Origin of the sequence: Bacillus thuringiensis (assembly GCF_001455345.1) — a bacterium.
Lineage (GTDB): Bacteria > Bacillota > Bacilli > Bacillales > Bacillaceae_G > Bacillus_A > Bacillus_A thuringiensis_N.
Genome location: NZ_CP013274.1, coordinates 3,488,880 through 3,508,196, shown reverse-complemented (window position 1 = coordinate 3,508,196; position 19,317 = coordinate 3,488,880). Strand labels below are relative to the sequence as shown.

Here is a 19,317-nt window from a genome sequence, read left to right as displayed (position 1 = left end):
GTATAGTGATAATTGTAAAAAATAATTTTTACTATCACAAAAAAATAATTTTTAGAATATTTTAAAAATAACTTTACAAAAATAGAAAAGTTAGTAGAATATTAATTAATAAGAATTTTCTGATAACTAGTTATTAGAAAATCTCTCAAAATTAGTTTCGTACATATAATTGGGGAGGGTACAAAAATGAAGAAAAAGATGAAAAAGTTCACGGCGGTTGTAGCGCCAGTTTTAGCGATGAGTATGGCGTTGACAGCATGTTCTGGATCTGGTGGGGAGAAGAAATCAAGTACGACGTCTAGTGGTGGTGGAGAAGAGAACAAATCTGAAATTAAATACGCAGCAAAACAAGTATTAAATCGTACAGAGAATCAAGAAATTCCGACGATGGATACGTCTAAATCTACTGATACGTTAGGGTCGCAAATTTTAGGGAATACGATGGAAGGATTATATCGATTAGATAAAGATAATAAGCCGATCCCAGCTGTTGCAGAATCTAGTACGAAAAGCGAGGATGGCAAAAAATATACATTTAAATTACGTAAAGATGCAAAATGGTCGAATGGTGATCCTGTAACAGCGAAAGATTTCGTATTTGCATGGCAACGCTTACTTGATAAAAATACAGCGTCAGAATACGCATTTATTGCTTACTATATTAAAAACGCAGAAGCAATTAATAAAGGTGAAAAACCTCTAACAGATTTGGGGGCAAAAGCAGTAGATGATTATACACTAGAAGTAGAATTAGAAAAGCCAGTACCATATTTCTTGAATTTACTAGCATTCCCGTCATACTATCCGTTAAATGAAAAATTCGTAAAAGAAAAAGGAGATAAGTACGGTTTAGAAGCAGATACAACGGTGTATAACGGGCCGTTCGTGATGTCTTCATGGAAACATGAACAAGGATGGCAGCTAAAGAAAAATGATAAGTATTGGGATAAGAAGACTGTGAAATTAGAAGAAATTAACTATAGTGTAGTAAAAGAAGTTGCGACGAAAGTAAACTTATATGATACAGGATCAATTGATTTCACACTACTATCAGGAGAGTTTGTAGATAAATATAAATCGAACAAAGATGAGTACGGTGAGTATTCAGAAGCAAGTACATTCTTCTTACGTTTAAATCAAAAGCGTAACGGACAAGATACACCGTTAAAGAGCAAAAAGCTTCGTGAAGCAATCGCATTATCAGTTGATAAAAAAGGTTTAGCAAATGTTATTTTAAATAATGGTTCAAAAGCAACAGATCAATTGGTTCCAAAAGGACTTGCGACAGGACCAGACGGTAAAGATTACCAAGATACATTTAAAAATGGTCTGAAATATGATCCGAAAAAAGGTGCAGCAGCGTGGGAAGCAGCGAAAAAAGAACTTGGAAAAGATCAAGTTACAATTGAATTACTAAGTTATGATGATGGAACTGCGAAAAAGATTGCTGATTATGTTAAAGATCAAATTGAGAAAAATTTAAAAGGTGTAACAATTAATACAAAAATTCAGCCGTTCAAACAAAAATTAAAATTAGAGACTGCACAAGATTATGAAATTTCTTATGCAGGTTGGAGTCCAGACTATGCGGATCCAATGACATTTATTGATATGTTTGAATCGAAGAGTCCATATAACCAAATGAGTTATTCAAATGCAAAATACGATGAAATGGTACAAAAAGCAGGTAATGAATTAATGGGTGATGCGAAGAAGCGTTGGGAAACGTTAGGGAAAGCAGAAAAATTATTCCTTGAAGAAGATGCTGGACTAGTTCCTTTATATCAAACAGGAAGAGCGTATGTAATGAAACCGAATGTAAAAGGAATTGTGAAACATAACATCAGTCCGGAATATAGCTTTAAGTGGGCGTATGTAACGGAAGGGAAATAAGAAAAAGAGCGTTTAAAAAATATATTATTTATTTTTTTAAACGCTCTTTTACTATTCAATTAAATTTAAATAAATAGAGAAGAATAAGAAAAGTGGTACTTACATATAGTAGATGGGGGAGAATTCGTATAGTAGTAATAGATTGTTATTGAAGTAAATAAATTAATTATTATGAATATTTCTAAAAATACTTTACAATCTAAGGAAAATTAGTAGAATAGTAATTAGTAATAATTTTCAGATAATTCAAAATGGAAATCTCTCAAAGTTAGTTTCGTACATATAATTGGGGAGGGTACAAAAATGAAGAAAAAGATGAAAAAGTTTACGGCGGTTGTAGTGCCAGTTTTAGCAATGAGTATGGCGTTAACAGCATGTTCTTCTGGATCTGGTGGGGAGAAGAAACCGACTACAACGTCTAATAATGGCGGGGAAGAGAAAAAATCTGATATAAAATATGCAGCAAAGCAAGTGCTAAATCGTACAGAAACGAATGAAATTCCAACGATGGATACTTCCAAAAATACAGATACACTTGGCTCACAGATTTTAGGGAATACAATGGAAGGTTTATATCGCCTTGATAAAGACAATAAGCCAATCCCAGCTGTAGCGGAATCTAGCACAAAAAGCGAGGATGGCAAAAAATATACATTTAAATTACGTAAAGATGCAAAATGGTCAAACGGTGATCCTGTAACAGCGAAAGATTTCGTATTTGCATGGCAACGTCTAGTAGATCCAAAAACAGCTGCTGAGTATGCATTTATTGCTTACTATCTTAAAAATGCAGAAGCGATTAATCAAGGAAAAGGAGAAGTTTCTACATTAGGTGTAAAAGCGGTAGATGATTATACGCTTGAAGTAGAACTAGAAAGACCTGTACCATATTTCTTGAACTTAATGGCATTTGCGTCATACTATCCATTAAATGAAAAGTTCGTAAAAGAAAAAGGAAATAAATTCGGTTTAGAGTCTGATACAACACTGTATAATGGTCCATTTGTACTTACTGATTGGAAACATGAGCAAGGCTGGAAATTAAAGAAAAATGATCAGTATTGGGATAAAAAGACTGTAAAACTAGATGAAATCAACTATAGTGTAGTAAAAGAAGTAGCTACAAGAGTAAACTTATTTGATACAGGTGCAATTGATTTCGCACTTTTATCAGGAGAATTTGTTGATAAGTATAGAAATAATAAAGAAGAGTTTGGCGCATATTCAGAAACAAGTACGTTTTACTTGCGTCTAAATCAAAAACGTGGTGGGCAAGATACACCGTTAAAGAGTAAAAAATTACGTGAAGCAATTGCCTTATCAATCGATAAGAAAGCTTTAACGAATGTCATTTTAAATGATGGTTCAAAACCAGTGGATTATTTAGTAGCAAAAGGTTTAGCAAGTGGACCAGACGGTAAAGATTTCGCAGAAACATTCAAGAATGGATTAAAACAAGACTCCAAAAAGGCAGCAGCAGCTTGGGAAGAAGCGAAAAAAGAACTTGGAAAAGATCAAGTAACAATTGAACTGCTGAATTATGATACTGGTAATGCGAAAAAAGTTGGGGAGTATGTAAAAGATCAAGTTGAAAAGAATTTAAAAGGTGTGACAGTAAATATTAAACTGCAACCATTTAAGCAAAAACTAAAATTAGAATCAGATCAAGATTATGATTTTTCATATGGTGGCTGGAATCCAGATTATGCTGATCCAATGACGTACCTTGATATGTTTGAAACGAAAAACTCTCAGAACCAGATGAGCTACTCAAATTCAAAATATGATGACATTATTACTAAAAGTAAGACAGAATGGATGGCTGATGCAAAAAAACGTTGGACAGAGCTAGGGAAGGCAGAGAAATTGTTACTTGAGGAAGATGTAGCACTTGTACCTTTATATCAAAGTGCTAAATCATATGTTATGAAACCGAATGTAAAGGGAATTGTGAAACATAATATTAGTCCGGAATATAGCTTTAAATGGGCGTATATTGAAGAGAAATAATAAAGTGAAACTTTAATCAGACTGCCCAGCAAATGGCAGGATAGAAGAAAAAGCATTTTCAAGTTGCAGTATTAGAGCAATTGAAAATGCTTTTTCTATGCACTTTTATTCCTTCCTCGAATATATAAAATAAAAAAGGGAGAATCCCATGGAACGAAATACTTACATCGATTTCCTAGCTTATTACGGAATAGGGAGTGCTCATCCTGGCGGTTTTACGTTAACAAAACAATTGTTAGCACAGCTGCCTTTTAGATATGGAGCTAACGTCCTTGAGATAGGCTGCGGTACGGGGAAAACAGCGGCGTATATGACAAAAGAATGTGGTTATAAAGTAACGGCGGTTGAAAAGAATGAGATTATGATTCAAAAGGCGAAAGATAGATGGTCAATTGAAGGACTAGACATTCAGTTAATTGAAGGGAATGTAGAGCAATTACCTTGTTTGCATGATTCATTTGAGTTCGTACTCGGAGAATCGATACTCGCTTTTACGGAGAAAGAAAGGGTTATCTCGGAGTGCTATCGAGTATTACAGAAGGATGGCAAGCTTGTTGTCATTGAAATGATTATTGATAGGCACATTAAGAAGAATGAGGAAGAAAAAATTGCCCGATTATACGGGATGAAAGAACTATTAACTGAGAATGAATGGGTACAATTATTTCAGAAAGCAAATTTTAAAAGAATTACAATTGCTGGCGGTGGTACAATTGCAGAAACAATCTCGGGCTATATAGAAGAGCCAGAATGGAATGTATCCCCGCATATTCCAAATGAATTATATGAGGCATGGGTACAGCATGAAAATGTACGACTTATGTACCAACATATTTTAGGGCATCGTATTTTTATATGTGAAAAATAAATAAAAAGAGTTGGCTAAAGATAGTCAACTCTTTACTATGTTAAATGAAAAATAATGCAGCTAATGTAATTCCGAAGATGAAACCAAATCCGAGTTCAACGCCCCATCCACAACCGCCGCCTCCCCAGCCGCCGCAATTACCGCAACCACGACCGCCACATCCACAGCCGCTGAATCCACCACCACCACAACCAAATCCACAGCTATCACATCTGCTAATGCCGCCGCAAAGATCACAGCCACCGTTTGCATAAGCGTCATAGTATCCAAATCCTGTATCAAAAGATGAGCGCTGTTGCATTGGTTCAATCCATACAGAGCTTTTTGTCACATCAATTATTTTACCTAAATGAATGCGACCATCACGATCTTCAATTCGAACGACTTTACCGAAATAACGTTGGCACGTATCGTAACATTTTTGTCTATGCATGTTCTTTCCTCCTTCCCCATTACAGTAATACGATATGTAAAGGGGACAAGTGCGGCTTGTACGAATGCCCTATCTATCATAATTGTTATAGGAAAGGGGAAATATAGGAAGAGGATATATAAGGAGGAAAAGGCAATGAAATCTACAGATCAGTTTCAGACATACGAAGTACCGTGGGAAGAATTTATTGAAGCATTGCGAGAGGAAATGAAGAAGCAAGTAGGGGCAGATATAATTGATACAGTAGTTTGCAATTTAGAAGATGGCTTTGAAGTGTATACATATGTGCAGGGGGATTTGGATTTTGAATATAAGGAAGCACTTGAAAGAAAATACGGAAGCGATGCAAAAACTCCTAATGTGTTAACAATTATGTTATTAGCTAGTATTTATAGTACAAGTGAAGAGAATATACGCTTGCATGCGGATAATAAAGATAATCCGGTTGTTGAAGTGTATGTGAAGCAATGAAACACGCTGTGAAAGGCGTGTTTTTTATTTTTATGATAAAATGTTAGAAAATTAAGAAAGAAGGTGGCGGTTTGAAAATTAAACATCTTAATTTAACAGTTTCAGATGTAGTAGCTGCTAGAGAGTTTTTAGAGAAATATTTTGGTTTAACTTGTAGCGGAACAAGGGGAAATGGCTTTGCAGTTTTGCGTGATAATGATGGGTTTATATTAACATTAATGAAAGGGAAAGAAGTACATTATCCACAAACATTTCATGTAGGGTTTCCTCAAGAAAGTGAAGAACAAGTAAATAAGATGAATCAAAGATTGAAGGAGGATGGCTTTTTGGTCGAACCTCCTAAACATGCACATGCGTATACGTTTTATGTTGAAGCACCTGGTGGATTTACAATTGAAGTGATGTGTTAATTCAAAATCAAACTTTTTGATATATGTTTTGAATATGAAAAGTAGGAAAAGTCTGTTTTAAGTGTAGAGCTTAAACAGGCTTTTTTACTTATAGTATCGGATAGAAAACGCTAGAAGGAATAATATTCAGTATGTATAACTGTTTACATAATAAAGTTATGCTGTGTTAGTTGTCCTAAAATACAAGTCATATATCTTGTTTCCTCTCATAAATTTAAACATAGGAATTTGTCTACAAAGGTGGCGAAGCCTCATCATGAAAATTCGAATTTGTGCCACATTCATGTTGTTTCTATTTATATGGTTACATCCTTTTTGGACTTTTGCAAAAGGAGAGGAGGCAAAGGAAAGGGTCGTTTCACTTGTATATGATGATTCGGGCAGCATGAGAAATAACGATCGCTGGAAATATGCCAATTACGCTTTGCAAAGTTTAGTTGCGCTATTAGATGAAAAAGATAAATTTTCGTATGTGCCAATGAGCAAGCCGAATGATCCATTAAACATTTCGTTAACGAAGGATAAGAGACAAACAGAAATTGAGGGAATTGGGGCATGGAAAACGTATTTAAATACTCCGTTTAGCGCAGTAGAAACGGCGATGCAATCGATAAAAAAGGAAGCAGATATAGATGGAAAGCGTGAATTTTGGCTTATTGTCTTAACTGACGGGGCATTTAATGATTTAGAGAAAGATAAGGTTGGCGGAAAAGAACAAATCTTGCAGAAGTTAGCACAGTTTAAGAAGGATATGGATGCAAAAAAGATATCGTTACATCCAATTTTAATTACGATGGAAGAGGATTTAGGACAGCAAGAAAAGGCACAACTAAATACGTTTAAAGAGATATGGAAGAAAGAGATAAACGGAGTAGCGATGCCATCTAGTGGAGAGGATGGTATTGTAAAAAGCGTCAATCAAGTGGCTGCATTAGTTGCAAATCGTGATCCGTTCTCTTCTGTTGAATCGATTGTAAAAACGAAAGTAGTAGGGAAGAAAGTAGAGATTACAACACCATTTCCATTAAAGCGTATGACGCTTGTACGACAATCGCCTTCTTTGTCTAATTATCAGGTCACACAAATTTCTAAACCGTTACAATTACAATCTTCCTATTCCATACATGCACCAGGAGAAGCGAAATTATTCGGAAATATAGTTCATATCAGTACGGAAAATCAGGAAGTTATTAAACCAGGAACTTATACGATAGAGGTGGATCGAGATATTGAGAAAGAAGGACTACAAGTACTAGTTGAACCAGCGCTTAACTATACTGTTTCTACTTATGACAAAGATGATCGTAGTCAAAAAAATGTGGAAGAAATGTACGAAGGTGTTACCGCTGTTATTGAAGCGAAGCCTACCGAATTACCAATTCAGTCTTCATATTTTCAAGCAGAAGTAGAAATAGACGGAAAACAGTACCCGATGAAGTGGGACGATAAAAAACATGTATTTTACTATGAAATGAAGATTGATAAAGGATTAGTGCGCGGGAAAGTTCATATGAACATAAAGGGATTTTACAGACAGACGAAAGAATTTAAAATCGAAGTAACCGAAAAACCAAAATTATCACTGCAGGCAATAACGAAAGATTATGAAGAAAAAGTAACAAATTTAGAGAATAGTAAACCCTTTATTATACAACCACAGTTAGATGGTAAGCCGATGACAGAAGAGGCTGTAAAGAAACTAATAAAATCTACTGGTGTCACATCTAAACAATCAATCAACTATGAAATAAAACAACATGGTAATCAAATTTATATTTATCCTCGACCTCATTACTCCGACACATTCAATTTTACAGATACTGGCACCGTAGAAGCTACCATCGTAGTGCAGGATTCAAAATTACAAGAAGTACAGAAAAACATAACACTCCATATTCAAAATGCACCGTTTTATGAAAAGTATGCGCTTATCTTTAAGTTTGTTATTCCTATTACTTTATTACTGTTAGTAGTAGGAATAATCGTTTTAGGATGGATTGTTCGTCCAAGATTTCACCGGAAAGCACTATTGTATTACGAATGGGATCAAGAGGTAGCGAAAGATTGGTTATATCAATCTGAACCAGAGTTACTTAAAAATAAATGGTGGAAGCACTATTTTGGCATTCCGTTTAGGGCAGAAAGAAAGACTGTGCAATCTGTTACGTTTATAGCAAAGAAAGGATCGAAATCAATATTTGTAGCGAAAGAGTCACAAGTAGTAGGAATGATTATTGATGGGATGTTTATAACAGATGATGAGGTTGGAATGGAGCATAAGACGCTATATCCAAATGAACTTTTAGTAATTGATAGAGGATATGGTAAAGAGATTTACAGGTACGAGTGTGAATAGTAGTTAGGGCAAAGAGGGGGATTTTAGCTTTCCCTCCTCTTTTCAAACAAGCAAGAATAGGAAGGTGGTTCACATGACGTTACAAGTTCCAACGATATTAATTGGTTTAGGTGGAATCGGTAGTACTGTGACACATCAAATATATGAAAGGCTACCTGAGGAGCGCCGAAAAAGGGTAGCAATGCACGTATTTGATACAGATGTGAATACATTAAGTAAATTTGATCATATTCGAAAGTTTAAAACACAAACGAGTTCGAGTAAAACGCCAAGAGAGTATATTGCGGGAGATCCAACGATTCCAGAGTGGTTTCCAATGGACCCGACTATACTTGATAAACCACTGACAGAAGGGGCAGGACAGTTACGTGTCATTTCCCGTTTAGCGTTACGTGCTGCAATGAAAGAAGATAAACTCACCTCCTTTTGGCAAGAAATTGAGAAGATCTTTCCGGTTACAAGCGATCAAACGGAATATGGAGTACGTGTCATTATCGTAACTTCACTAGCGGGCGGAACAGGTTCAGGGATGTTTTTGCAAATTGCATTATATTTACGTGAAATGCTTCGGAAAAAACTGCAACATCACAACATTTTAATACGCGGCGCGTTTCTAATGCCGGATGTGTTAGTTAAGACGAGAACGGTTAGTGCGAAAGAGTTTGAAACGGTGCAAGCAAACGGCTATGCATCGTTAAAAGAATTACATGCGATTACACTCGGTTCAACAGGCGAACTATCCAAACGCGGTGGCGTCACGATTGAATTAGAGTATCGTCCTGATCAAGTAGATGAAGACGGAAGGACGAATCATACGATTAAACAACATCATTTACCGTACAATTATTGTTTCTTATACGATTATGAAAACCTACATGGACACCATCTGCACAATTTATCAGATTATATGGAGCAAATGGCAAATACGATTTATTTACAGTTATTTAGTCCGATGTCTGCAAACCATTTTGCGCAGGAAGATAATCAAATTCAGCAATTAGCAGAATCGAGCGGGAAAGGGCGGTATTGCGGGGCAGGAACGGCAAAGATTATTTATCCATATGAGCACGTGTTAAAATATTGTGCTTTAAAATGGGCTGTGCAAGGTTTAGATGAGTCTTGGCTTCATTTAGATCAACTGTTTCAAGAGAAGAAACAAAGATATGATCAAGATGTAAAACGTGGTATGCAACGTGAAAAGCCAGAGCGTGGGAAAAGTTATTTAGAAGACTTAGAACATCTTGCTACTCGTCCGGAACAGGCTCATATTTTCTATAGACAAATGTACAATGAAACGCGTGAAGGAGCAGAAGGCGGTAAGGTTGGTGTTGCGAAATCCAAACTGTTTTTAGAGGCTGTAGAAAGCTATGTACAGCGTACGGTGCAAAAAGATGAGGAGTTAAACCGTCTGCAGCATGAGTGTAAAATTTCAGCTGCGAAACTGAAAATGATGGAGCAAATGAAAGGTGAAGTAGCAAGAGTGGATCATGCGGTTCGTTTATATGCGTATGCGATTCCGAGCCGTGTACATGAACATGTAACGACACTATTGTATGACATGATTGAATCAGACCGTTTTTCGCCAAGTGGTTCTGAGGGGCAGTCCTATCAATTAAATACATGGTTTTTAAAGAAAACAGATCCTGTTCATCCAGTATCAGCTCGTTTTATGTTGTATGAAATTCGAAAGCAGTTAGTAGAAAAAATGAATCGACTACATGAAAATAATGAACAAAAGCGTAATTTAATTCAAAACTACGATAAGAAATTTAATGTAAGTAATATTGATGGAACGGTAACAGCTGTGCGTCGAGTAGAAATCGCGCAGCAACAAGGCTGGGTTGGAAAAATGATTAATAATCAGCAACGTTTATTTAAAAAAGAATTTGAAGATATTGTAACGCAGTACGTACACAAATTAAACGAGTATCGTAAAGAAATGCTATTAGAACTCGTGTATCAATCGCTATATCAAGCAGTTAACAAAATGATTCAATACTGGGAAAGATTTTTTGATAATTTACATGAAACACGTGAAAACTTACTGTTTGAAATTCAGAAACGAAGCAAGGAATTTGAAGGGAAAACAAACCCAACGAATGTATACGTATTAGCTGAAGAGAAGCTGCAAGAAAAGATATGGCAAGATATGCAGCAACATTTAAATTTAGGTGTATTACCGAAAGATATATCTGCGGAAATTTATATGAGTCTATACGGGGAATATTGCCGAGATGCGAAAACAGAAGAGATTCAATCGAAAAAGGTAGAAGACTTTTATCGTGAGCACATATTAAGTTATTGCTACGATGAATTACAAATACGCTATCGTGATAAATTAGAGCTGAATATCGTTGAGGCGTTACGAAAAGAAGCGGATTATAAGAAGCGTGATCGTGATGAATACGTCCGTGAAAAAATTGAAGACCTCTTCCATTTAGCTAGCCCATTTGTGCCGAAAGTTTCTCATCATAGGGAATTACAATATTGGGGTATACATCCATCTTTAAAGAAAGAACTGCAAGAGGAATTAATTCAAGAAATGTTTAAGGAAAAGGATACAGTACATGAAGCCTTTTCGCCATTTGAAGTAATCTGTTATCGAGCACATTATGGTTTATCGCTGCAAGACTTTCCTAAGCTTTCGTCGGGACATATTGCAAATGGATTTATGAATGATAAAGGTGATTATTTTCAGTCATACTATCGTCGTGTGAACAAGTTGAATAGTAAAAAATCTAGTTTAACGCCGCATTTAGATAAGTATTGGCACTTACCAGCCTTCATGCCAGACTTAAATGCAACGCAAACGAAATTAGATTACGATAAATGTAATCGCGCTCTTCTATACGCGTATATATATCGCTGGATTAGTTTAGTTGCTGTTGATGGCCAATTCGTGTATCAATATAACGGTGTTGGACGTAGTTTCTTAATTCAGTCGATGGGGAAAAATATTTCAAGCGAAAGTTATAAATTACACAGAGCATTGCTTCATAACCCATTTATTTATGAAAACATCTTGTCCAGATTTGAAGAAGAACAAGAAAAGGCGATGATACAAGGTGGACATTTATATACACATCCATTTGTATTAGGTGCTCAAGATATTAGATGGCTACGTAAAGAGCATGTCCATAATATTTTAGATATGATTTTAATGTATGACCGTGAAGCAAAATATGACCCAACGTTAGAAGAAACTTCTGATGAATTATTAAGGTTATTCCTTGATGAAATTGAGTTATATTTCCAAAACTATTATGGTACAGGTGCTGATATGGTTGCAAAGAAAGAGAAAGAAATGTTTATAAAACAATTGTGGGATCGTTCGTACGCGAAAGGGTATGTAGATCCAAATAGTGCGCCTTATAAAAAATGGCAAAATTTATTAAGCGTTCATGATGAAGAAGAAACGCCAAAAACGAATGTATAATGAATGAAAAGGGAATCCTTAAAAGTGGCAATACAACTTTAGAAAAGAGGGATTCCGATGCCGTTTTTAGGAAGTGTATATCAAATATTTGGATTGTATCCAGAAATTTATTATGGAATGATTTCAGCTGAACTTGCGGAGCAGCAAAGATTGGAACAAGCGGAAAACGAAGAACCAGAAACAGAAGCGTAACTATACAGGAAGTTTCAAAATAAAAATGATAACACGCTACTTATTCTTTAAACGTATAAGAACATGTAGCGTGTTTTGCTATTTAATAATCCCATTTTCTAAAATTTTAATAGTAGGTGCTACTTTCACGTTAGCTTTTGAAAAGGCACTCGGCCAATCGTCTTCAACTTTTTTCCATTCTTTATATTGAAACGCTCTCGCATAATCACCAAATCCGAATGGATCAAGTCGCTGTTTTTGAATGTTGTGGATTAAATCGTTCAAATCTTTGTTTAGTTGTTTTGTAATAAGAGAAGTTAATTTCTTTCTATCTTTGTCTATATCCATGTTGAATGTAAGTTCAGATACAGCAATTTTTAAATCCATTTTAACATGAAATTTGAAGTGGTTATCGCTATAGTCTGTATGGATATCACGATTCATGCTAAGAACATTTATTGTTACGAAATCGCCGCCATCGGTATCTTTTAAATCACTATTACTTTCAACTGAAGTAGAAGGGATTTTCAATGTAAGCGAAACCGGTGTATTCGCTTTCTTTTGTAACAAAAGAAGAAGGGCGCTTTCATAACGATTTAATGACATTTTATAAATTCCGCGAGAAGTTAATAGCGCGGAACCGGTAACGATAACATCTTTTTTACCTTTTTTTATTTCTGAAATAGCAGGTGTTATACCTTTATTAAAAGTTTGCCTGTGAAATTCATGGAATGTCGTAAAAACGGTCCGATTGTACAGTTTGTTCGTATTAATTAAATCTGTTAAATACTCGGGAAGGGCAGGCTTATCTTTAAAGTTATTATATATAACGGAAGAAATTGGACCGTCTACTGCAACCATACGCATGTTTCCAGTGTTTTTAGGATCACGATACCAAACATCAAGGTAAGGCATAGCCCCTTCTTGTTTTAAAAAATTTGTGCTAAATAAAATGAGCTGTAACTTTTCTGTAGATACTAAACCGCCACTTGAACTATTAAACGTTGCTTTTGCTTCTCGAGGTGTACGTACTTTCGCTTCATGTGTTTCGTACTTTTTTTCTACGTCTTCATTAAAAATAGGGTTTACGTGGTACACAATTAATTTTCCTTTTGCTTTTGCATCAAAGCCGTAAATTAATGAAATCGATTGTTTTTCTAAGTCGAGTCGATCTCCACAGCCTGTTAAAAAGGTTATGAGAAAGTAAAGTATAGTGAAATGAATAAAGCGCCTCATTTAAACTCTTCTCCTTTTCCAATGCTGATAAAGTGTCATGTATAAGAGGAATACGACTGGAAATAGAAAAACGATAAAATAACTGGCAGTTCCCCAAAAGTCTCGCAAAGCACTTATTTGGTAAGAGGAAGGGATATAAAAGAATAAGACAACAATACACCCGAATAATAAAAACCAAATAGGTAACGAACTCCCTTGTTTGTTAAGTAATTGATTGATTCCATCTGAAGCGGTAAAAATATAAGGAATGCACGAATCGAAAATAATGAAGAGGTAAAATGACAAAAAGATAATTTCAAACCGTTCCAGAAATGAAAAGTGAAATGGTGTAATAAGAGAAAGAGTCGGCCATAAAAACTTAGTTATACCATCCGGGCTAAAATAAACGAAAGAAACGAACGTAACTTGTAGGTAGACGAATAACGTAATCATATTTGCAAGAACGATGCCTTTTTTTGCAGCTGATTTGTTAGTTAAATAGGGATAAAGGACAAATGCAAACTCGAATCCGAGAGACGCAATGATAGTTGATTTCACTGTGGTTACAACTGGTAGCCAACCTTCCTTTAGAAAGGGAAGAAGATATATCCAATGACCATCTTTAAGAGGGATAAACAATAGTAATGGTATCCAGAGGGTAAAAAGCACAGTGAAAACGGCAAAGCGACTAATAATAAGTACACCTTTACATGCAAGCATAAGCATTGGAATAGAAAGCAAAATCATAATTAAAAACATTGGAGTTCTAGGTAAAATCCAAATGTGAATGACATATAAAAGAGAAAAGATTAAGGAGACCGCAGCAAGTATAGCGTATAAAATCCAAAGAAGCATAGCGAATTTTCCTAGCCACTTCCCCAGATAACGAGTCAGTACATCAAGTAAAGTATACCCAGGATGATTTTCCATAATTTTCACAATACATAGACTGACTAAAGTAGTGATAGCGCACCCAATAATAATAGAAATCCATCCATCTGTATTCGCTCCTTGTGCAACTTCACGAGGAAGTGTAAGAACACCGAAACCTACTTGAACACCACTAATCGTTAAAATGTATTGAAATAAACTAATCTCCCTCTTAGCACGCTTGGTCACTTATCTTCCTCCATTTCTTCTTTGTCGCGTTGTCGATTCTCCTGTTTTAAGTTAAGGGATAGTGGGCGTTTCTTCATTATTTTCCATGGTAAACGTACAAGAATATCTTTTAAATCCGAAGCAAATAACGGAGAAAAAGGACTCCCATAAGGAACACCGAGAGATTCCATGGAAAGTATATGAATAATAATGATTGCCATCCCAACCATAATTCCAATGACACCAAATAAAGAGGCAATTATCATCATTGGGAATCGAAGAAGTCGAATTCCTGCAGACATTTCTAGGTTAGGGATGATGAAAGAAGCGACTGCAGTAATAGATACGACGATAACCATGACATTACTTACTATTCCAGCTTGAACTGCAGCTTGTCCAATGACAATCCCTCCTACGACGCCAATGGTTTGTCCAACGGGACCAGGAAGCCGAACTGCAGCTTCGCGGAGCATTTCAAGTACTAATTCCATCAAAAGTGCTTCTAATATAGGAGGAAAAGGAATTTTAGCTCGAGATTCTCCAATCGTTAACAATAATTTAAGTGGAATCACTTCATAATGAAAGGAAATCATAGCAATATAAAGAGCAGGAGCAAAAATTGCAATAAATAATCCAGTGAAACGAAGTAATCGTATAAAAGATGGAATCATTGGTCTGAAGCTGTAATCATCTATCGTCTGAAAAAAAGCTGAAAAGGTCATAGGTCCTATTAATACGCCTGGTGAGCGATCTACAACAACAGCGATTCGCCCATCTAGAATATGATGTGCTGTTGTGTCAGGGCGTTCAGGTATTGATAATTGCGGAAAGAGAGTATAGGAATTATCTTCAACAAATCCTTCTAATTCTCCGGTAGTAAGAATGGCATCCACTTTGATTGATTCGATGCGTCTGGCCATTTCTTGTACGACATCTTCGTTTGCGATGTCTGCTAAGTAAAGCAAAAAAACCTTTGAAGTAGCTCGTTCACCAACAGCGAATTCCTTCACTTTCAATTCGCGATTTGGAATATATCGACGAATAAGTGCAAGGCTGTCGCTCGCTACTTCATTAAATCCTTCGTGTGAGCTTTTTATGGAGCTCTCTGTTGAAGGTTCTTCAATGCTCCTTTTTGGTGCCGCTTGCGTATCAAGCTCTAAAGCGGATAGTTGCCCGTTTATAAATAAAATACTTTTGCCGTGTAAAAGAGATTGTTCAATGTCTGTCCACTGTTGAACTTTTTTAATATTTCCGATAGAAATAGAGGCTTCCCAAAAATCGTCTTCATTCCACTCTTTAAATAAGAGAGGACGAAGAATGTTTACGTTAATAACAGTTTTGTCTACAAGTCCTTCCATATATATAAGTGCCGCTTCCTGTCCGTTTTTTAATGGAAAAGTGCGTGTTATTAATTCTGGAATACCGCTAAACAATTTGGACAAGTGCTTTAAATTAAGGGAAAGGGAAGAAGAGATAGATTTATTTAATGTGTAATCAGCTTGCTTTTGGGTAGAAAAAGATTTTTCACCACGAATCCATTTATTAAAAGGCCCCATTTGTTCGCTTACTCCTTGTTATGTTTTATCCCGCTTTAATGGGCAGTAAGCCCCCCCTCAAAATTCAGCGGAAGCAAAGAAGTTAGGTAGGGGGGCGGGCTGCCCATTAAAGCCCGATTGGTGAGGGCTGATAATCAGTGGGGGATGAAGAAAACCCCCCACTGATTAAAGTTTCACTTTATATGGGTTATTATGGATAGTTCCAAGCTGACATATGCGTAGTTTAAATTTTATATTGTACATTTTTAACTTTAACGCTATAATTATAGTGTTAAAGATGGAATCGTGATATGACCTGTTATGAATCTATCGTTTTATTTATGAATAAATGGATTGGTATTTTAGCAAGATGTGCTAATAAACTACTCCACCATGATAATAACGTGCCGAAATGTGGTGCGTATATTTTCGTGGTGGAGTTTTTTTATTCTCAAAAAGGGGGAAAGACCATGAATAACAACATGGTTCATATTACAATTGACGGAAAAAAGTATACAGCGGAGCCCGGTTCAACGATATTGGGTGTTATTAATGAGAACGGGATTGAACATCCGCAAATTTGTTACGTGCCAGAAGTAGATCCTATTCAAACATGTGACACTTGTATTGTAGAAGTTGACGGAAAGTTAGTGCGCTCTTGTTCGACAGTAGCGACAGAAGGTATGAACATTGAACGTAATTCTACTCGTGCAAAAGAAGCACAAACAGAGGCGATGGATCGTTTACTAGAAAATCATTTATTATACTGTACAGTATGTGATAACAACAATGGGAACTGTAAACTGCATAATACAGCAGAATTAATGGAGATTGAACATCAAAAATATCCTTATGAACCGAAAGTAGATGTAAGTGAAGTTGATATGACGCATCCGTTTTATCGCTACGACCCTAATCAATGTATTGCATGCGGTCAATGTGTTGAGGTATGTCAAAACTTACAAGTAAATGAAACGTTATCAATAGACTGGGAAGCGGAACGCCCACGAGTTATTTGGGATGAAGGAGTAAATATTAATGATTCTTCATGTGTGAGCTGTGGTCAATGTGTAACCATTTGTCCTTGTAATGCTTTAATGGAGAAAACGATGCTCGGTGAAGCTGGATTTATGACTGGATTAAAACCAGATATTCTTGAACCGATGGTAGATTTAATTAAAGAAGTTGAGCCTGGATATAGTGGCATTTTTGCGGTATCAGAAGTGGAAGCGGCCATGCGTGATACTCGTACGAAGAAAACGAAAACAGTATGTACATTTTGTGGTGTAGGTTGTTCATTTGAAGTGTGGACGAAAGGACGTAAAATTCTTAAAGTACAACCTTCTTCTGATGCGCCAGTTAACGCAATTTCTACTTGTGTAAAAGGAAAATTCGGTTGGGATTTCGTAAATTCTAAAGAACGAATTACGAAACCTTTAATTCGTAAAAATGGAACGTTTGTTGAATCTACATGGGAAGAAGCATTGAATGTAGTTGCAAGTAAACTAGGATCTATTAAAGAAGAGTACGGTAAAGATGCTATCGGTTTTATTTCTTCATCGAAAATTACGAATGAAGATAATTATGTGATTCAAAAATTAGCTCGACAAGTATTTGAAACGAATAATATTGATAACTGCTCACGTTATTGTCAATCACCAGCAACGGATGGTTTGTTCCGTACAATTGGTATGGGCGGTGATGCAGGAACGATTAAAGATATTGCGCAATCTGGTCTTGTTATTATTGTAGGATGTAATCCGACAGAGGGTCATCCTGTTTTAGCTACACGTATTAAACGTGCGCATAAATTACACGGACAAAAATTAATTGTGGCTGATCTTCGTAAAACAGAAATGGCAGAGCGATCAGATGTCTTTATTAGTCCAAAGCAAGGAACAGATCAAGTATGGTTAATGGCTGTTACGAAATATATGATTGATCAAGGCTGGCACGATCAACGATTTATTGATGAGAATGTAAATTTCTTTGAAGATTTCAAAGAGAGTCTTACAGAATATACACTTGAATACGCAGAAGAAATGACTGGTATTTCAAAAGAAACACTTATTCAAATGGCTGAAATAATTCGTGATGCAGATGGTACATGTATCCTTTGGGGTATGGGAGTAACGCAAAATACAGGTGGGTCTGATACTTCCGCTGCGATTTCAAACTTACTTCTTGCAACAGGTAATTATCGTCGTCCAGGTGCTGGTGCATATCCGCTTCGAGGTCATAATAATGTACAAGGTGCTTGTGATATGGGTACTTTACCAGGATGGCTTCCAGGATATCAGCACGTTACGAATGATATGGAACGTGCGAAATTTGAAATGGCTTACGGAGTGAAAATTAATAGTGAACCAGGTCTTAATAATATTGAAATGCTTCACGCAATTGACGAAGGGAAAATGAAAGCTATGTATCTTGTCGGAGAGGATATGGCTCTTGTAGACTCTAATGCGAACCATGTACATGAAGTGTTGTCGAGCCTTGATTTCTTCGTTGTACAAGATGTTTTCTTATCTAAAACGGCTCAATATGCAGATGTTGTATTACCAGCAGCGCCATCTCTTGAGAAAGAAGGTACTTTCACAAATACAGAACGCCGTGTACAAAGACTATATCAAGTTCTTCCTACACTTGGAGATGCAAAACCGGACTGGTGGATTGTGCAGGCAGTTGCGAATAAATTAGGTGCGAACTGGAATTATAGTCATCCGAGTGAAATATTTGCTGAAATGGCCAGTTTATCACCACTATTTTTACAAGCAAACTATGAAGTATTGGAAGGATGGAATAGTTTCCATTGGGGAAGTTTTGATGGATCGAATACACCACTACTTTTCCAAGAAGGATTTAACTTCCCGGATAAAAAAGCTCGTTTTGCGATTGCTGACTGGGTACGTCCAGCTGAATTCCCAGCGGAGTTCGATCTTCACATTAATAACGGGCGTATGCTTGAGCATTTCCATGAAGGGAATATGACAAATAAATCAACAGGTATTCAAACAAAAGTGCCTGGCGTTTTCGTTGAAATTTCTCCAGCACTTGCAAAAGAACGTGGAGTGAAAACAGGTTCATTAGTCCGTCTTGTCTCTCCGTTTGGAGCATTAAAATTACGTGCACTTGTGACAGATCGTGTAAAAGCGAATGAGTTATATTTACCGATGAACTCTACAGATAATGAAACAGCAATTAATTTCTTAACAGGTCCTGCGGTTGATACGCGTACGAACACACCTGCTTATAAACAGACGAAAGTGCGTATGGAAGTGCTAGAAGTTGATGGCGAAAATCCGATGCCAAAAGCGAACCCACGTAATAAAAAACGTCATCCTCAAGCTGGTATTGAGGTACACCGTAAGTGGGCACGTCACGGGTATGTGCATTTAACGGATAAGTAGGAGGAGAAAAA

The 19,317-nt window shown here is 36.3% G+C and carries 13 protein-coding genes; 9 read left to right on the top strand and 4 right to left on the bottom strand.

The annotated features are described in order from the left end of the window. The first annotated feature begins 186 nt into the window (after window positions 1-186). From ATN06_RS18170 to ATN06_RS18160, 3 genes are all read left to right on the top strand, one after another. Window positions 187-1,893: a peptide ABC transporter substrate-binding protein gene (locus ATN06_RS18170; protein WP_060631807.1), complete on the top strand. Its 1,707-nt coding sequence runs from the start codon at window positions 187-189 to the stop codon at window positions 1,891-1,893. Window positions 1,894-2,196: 303 nt separating this feature from the next. Next, entirely contained in the window at window positions 2,197-3,903 is a 1,707-nt protein-coding gene (locus ATN06_RS18165) for a peptide ABC transporter substrate-binding protein (RefSeq protein WP_060631806.1), read from the top strand. A 148-nt stretch (window positions 3,904-4,051) separates the two neighbouring features. Continuing rightward, window positions 4,052-4,771 (top strand): class I SAM-dependent methyltransferase, encoded by a 720-nt coding sequence (locus tag ATN06_RS18160; RefSeq protein ID WP_060631805.1) that lies wholly within the window; start codon window positions 4,052-4,054, stop codon window positions 4,769-4,771. Between the two features lie 40 nt (window positions 4,772-4,811). Here ATN06_RS18160 and ATN06_RS18155 read toward each other — a convergent pair whose 3' ends face one another. Then, the gene (locus ATN06_RS18155) at window positions 4,812-5,204 is read right to left on the bottom strand and encodes a hypothetical protein (protein ID WP_060631804.1); all 393 of its coding nucleotides are present in this window, start codon (window positions 5,202-5,204) and stop codon (window positions 4,812-4,814) included. A gap of 135 nt (window positions 5,205-5,339) precedes the next feature. Here ATN06_RS18155 and ATN06_RS18150 point away from each other — a divergent pair, with 135 nt between their 5' ends. From ATN06_RS18150 to ATN06_RS18130, 5 genes are all read left to right on the top strand, one after another. After that, window positions 5,340-5,675 (top strand): hypothetical protein, encoded by a 336-nt coding sequence (locus ATN06_RS18150; RefSeq protein ID WP_060631803.1) that lies wholly within the window; start codon window positions 5,340-5,342, stop codon window positions 5,673-5,675. A gap of 71 nt (window positions 5,676-5,746) precedes the next feature. Further along, window positions 5,747-6,085 (top strand): VOC family protein, encoded by a 339-nt coding sequence (locus ATN06_RS18145; protein ID WP_060631802.1) that lies wholly within the window; start codon window positions 5,747-5,749, stop codon window positions 6,083-6,085. A 256-nt stretch (window positions 6,086-6,341) separates the two neighbouring features. Further along, window positions 6,342-8,441 (top strand): vWA domain-containing protein, encoded by a 2,100-nt coding sequence (locus ATN06_RS18140; protein WP_060631801.1) that lies wholly within the window; start codon window positions 6,342-6,344, stop codon window positions 8,439-8,441. Window positions 8,442-8,514: 73 nt separating this feature from the next. Then, a complete protein-coding gene (locus ATN06_RS18135; RefSeq protein ID WP_060631800.1) occupies window positions 8,515-11,877 on the top strand; it encodes a tubulin-like doman-containing protein in 3,363 nt (1,120 codons plus the stop codon). A gap of 57 nt (window positions 11,878-11,934) precedes the next feature. After that, the gene (locus ATN06_RS18130; protein WP_001116178.1) at window positions 11,935-12,069 is read left to right on the top strand and encodes a hypothetical protein; all 135 of its coding nucleotides are present in this window, start codon (window positions 11,935-11,937) and stop codon (window positions 12,067-12,069) included. A gap of 78 nt (window positions 12,070-12,147) precedes the next feature. Here ATN06_RS18130 and gerSC read toward each other — a convergent pair whose 3' ends face one another. From gerSC to gerSA, 3 genes are read right to left on the bottom strand one after another with little or no spacing between them, the layout of a single operon-like run. Then, complete coding sequence (gene gerSC / locus ATN06_RS18125; protein WP_060631799.1) at window positions 12,148-13,284, bottom strand: spore germination protein GerSC; 1,137 nt, start codon at window positions 13,282-13,284, stop codon at window positions 12,148-12,150. Continuing rightward, on the bottom strand, window positions 13,285-14,382 hold the full coding sequence (locus ATN06_RS18120; protein WP_060631798.1) for an endospore germination permease: 1,098 nt from the start codon (window positions 14,380-14,382) through the stop codon (window positions 13,285-13,287). Beyond that, window positions 14,379-15,917: a spore germination protein GerSA gene (gene gerSA, locus ATN06_RS18115; protein ID WP_060631797.1), complete on the bottom strand. Its 1,539-nt coding sequence runs from the start codon at window positions 15,915-15,917 to the stop codon at window positions 14,379-14,381. Before gerSA ends, ATN06_RS18120 begins: the two co-directional genes overlap by 4 nt. Window positions 15,918-16,366: 449 nt before the next feature. On the opposite strand from gerSA, the gene fdhF reads away from it, so the two are divergent. Next, on the top strand, window positions 16,367-19,306 hold the full coding sequence (fdhF, locus tag ATN06_RS18105; RefSeq protein WP_060631796.1) for a formate dehydrogenase subunit alpha: 2,940 nt from the start codon (window positions 16,367-16,369) through the stop codon (window positions 19,304-19,306). Window positions 19,307-19,317: the final 11 nt, after the last annotated feature.

What these genes read in the sequence shown, in the direction of transcription:
- gerSC (WP_060631799.1), bottom strand. Translation starts at nt 13,284, where the DNA reads ATGAGGCGCTTTATTCATTTCACTATACTTTACTTTCTCATAACCTTT.
- ATN06_RS18150 (WP_060631803.1), top strand. Translation starts at nt 5,340, where the DNA reads ATGAAATCTACAGATCAGTTTCAGACATACGAAGTACCGTGGGAAGAA.
- ATN06_RS18130 (WP_001116178.1), top strand. Translation starts at nt 11,935, where the DNA reads ATGCCGTTTTTAGGAAGTGTATATCAAATATTTGGATTGTATCCAGAA.
- ATN06_RS18170 (WP_060631807.1), top strand. Translation starts at nt 187, where the DNA reads ATGAAGAAAAAGATGAAAAAGTTCACGGCGGTTGTAGCGCCAGTTTTA.
- ATN06_RS18165 (WP_060631806.1), top strand. Translation starts at nt 2,197, where the DNA reads ATGAAGAAAAAGATGAAAAAGTTTACGGCGGTTGTAGTGCCAGTTTTA.
- gerSA (WP_060631797.1), bottom strand. Translation starts at nt 15,917, where the DNA reads ATGGGGCCTTTTAATAAATGGATTCGTGGTGAAAAATCTTTTTCTACC.
- ATN06_RS18155 (WP_060631804.1), bottom strand. Translation starts at nt 5,204, where the DNA reads ATGCATAGACAAAAATGTTACGATACGTGCCAACGTTATTTCGGTAAA.
- fdhF (WP_060631796.1), top strand. Translation starts at nt 16,367, where the DNA reads ATGAATAACAACATGGTTCATATTACAATTGACGGAAAAAAGTATACA.
- ATN06_RS18140 (WP_060631801.1), top strand. Translation starts at nt 6,342, where the DNA reads ATGAAAATTCGAATTTGTGCCACATTCATGTTGTTTCTATTTATATGG.
- ATN06_RS18135 (WP_060631800.1), top strand. Translation starts at nt 8,515, where the DNA reads ATGACGTTACAAGTTCCAACGATATTAATTGGTTTAGGTGGAATCGGT.
- ATN06_RS18160 (WP_060631805.1), top strand. Translation starts at nt 4,052, where the DNA reads ATGGAACGAAATACTTACATCGATTTCCTAGCTTATTACGGAATAGGG.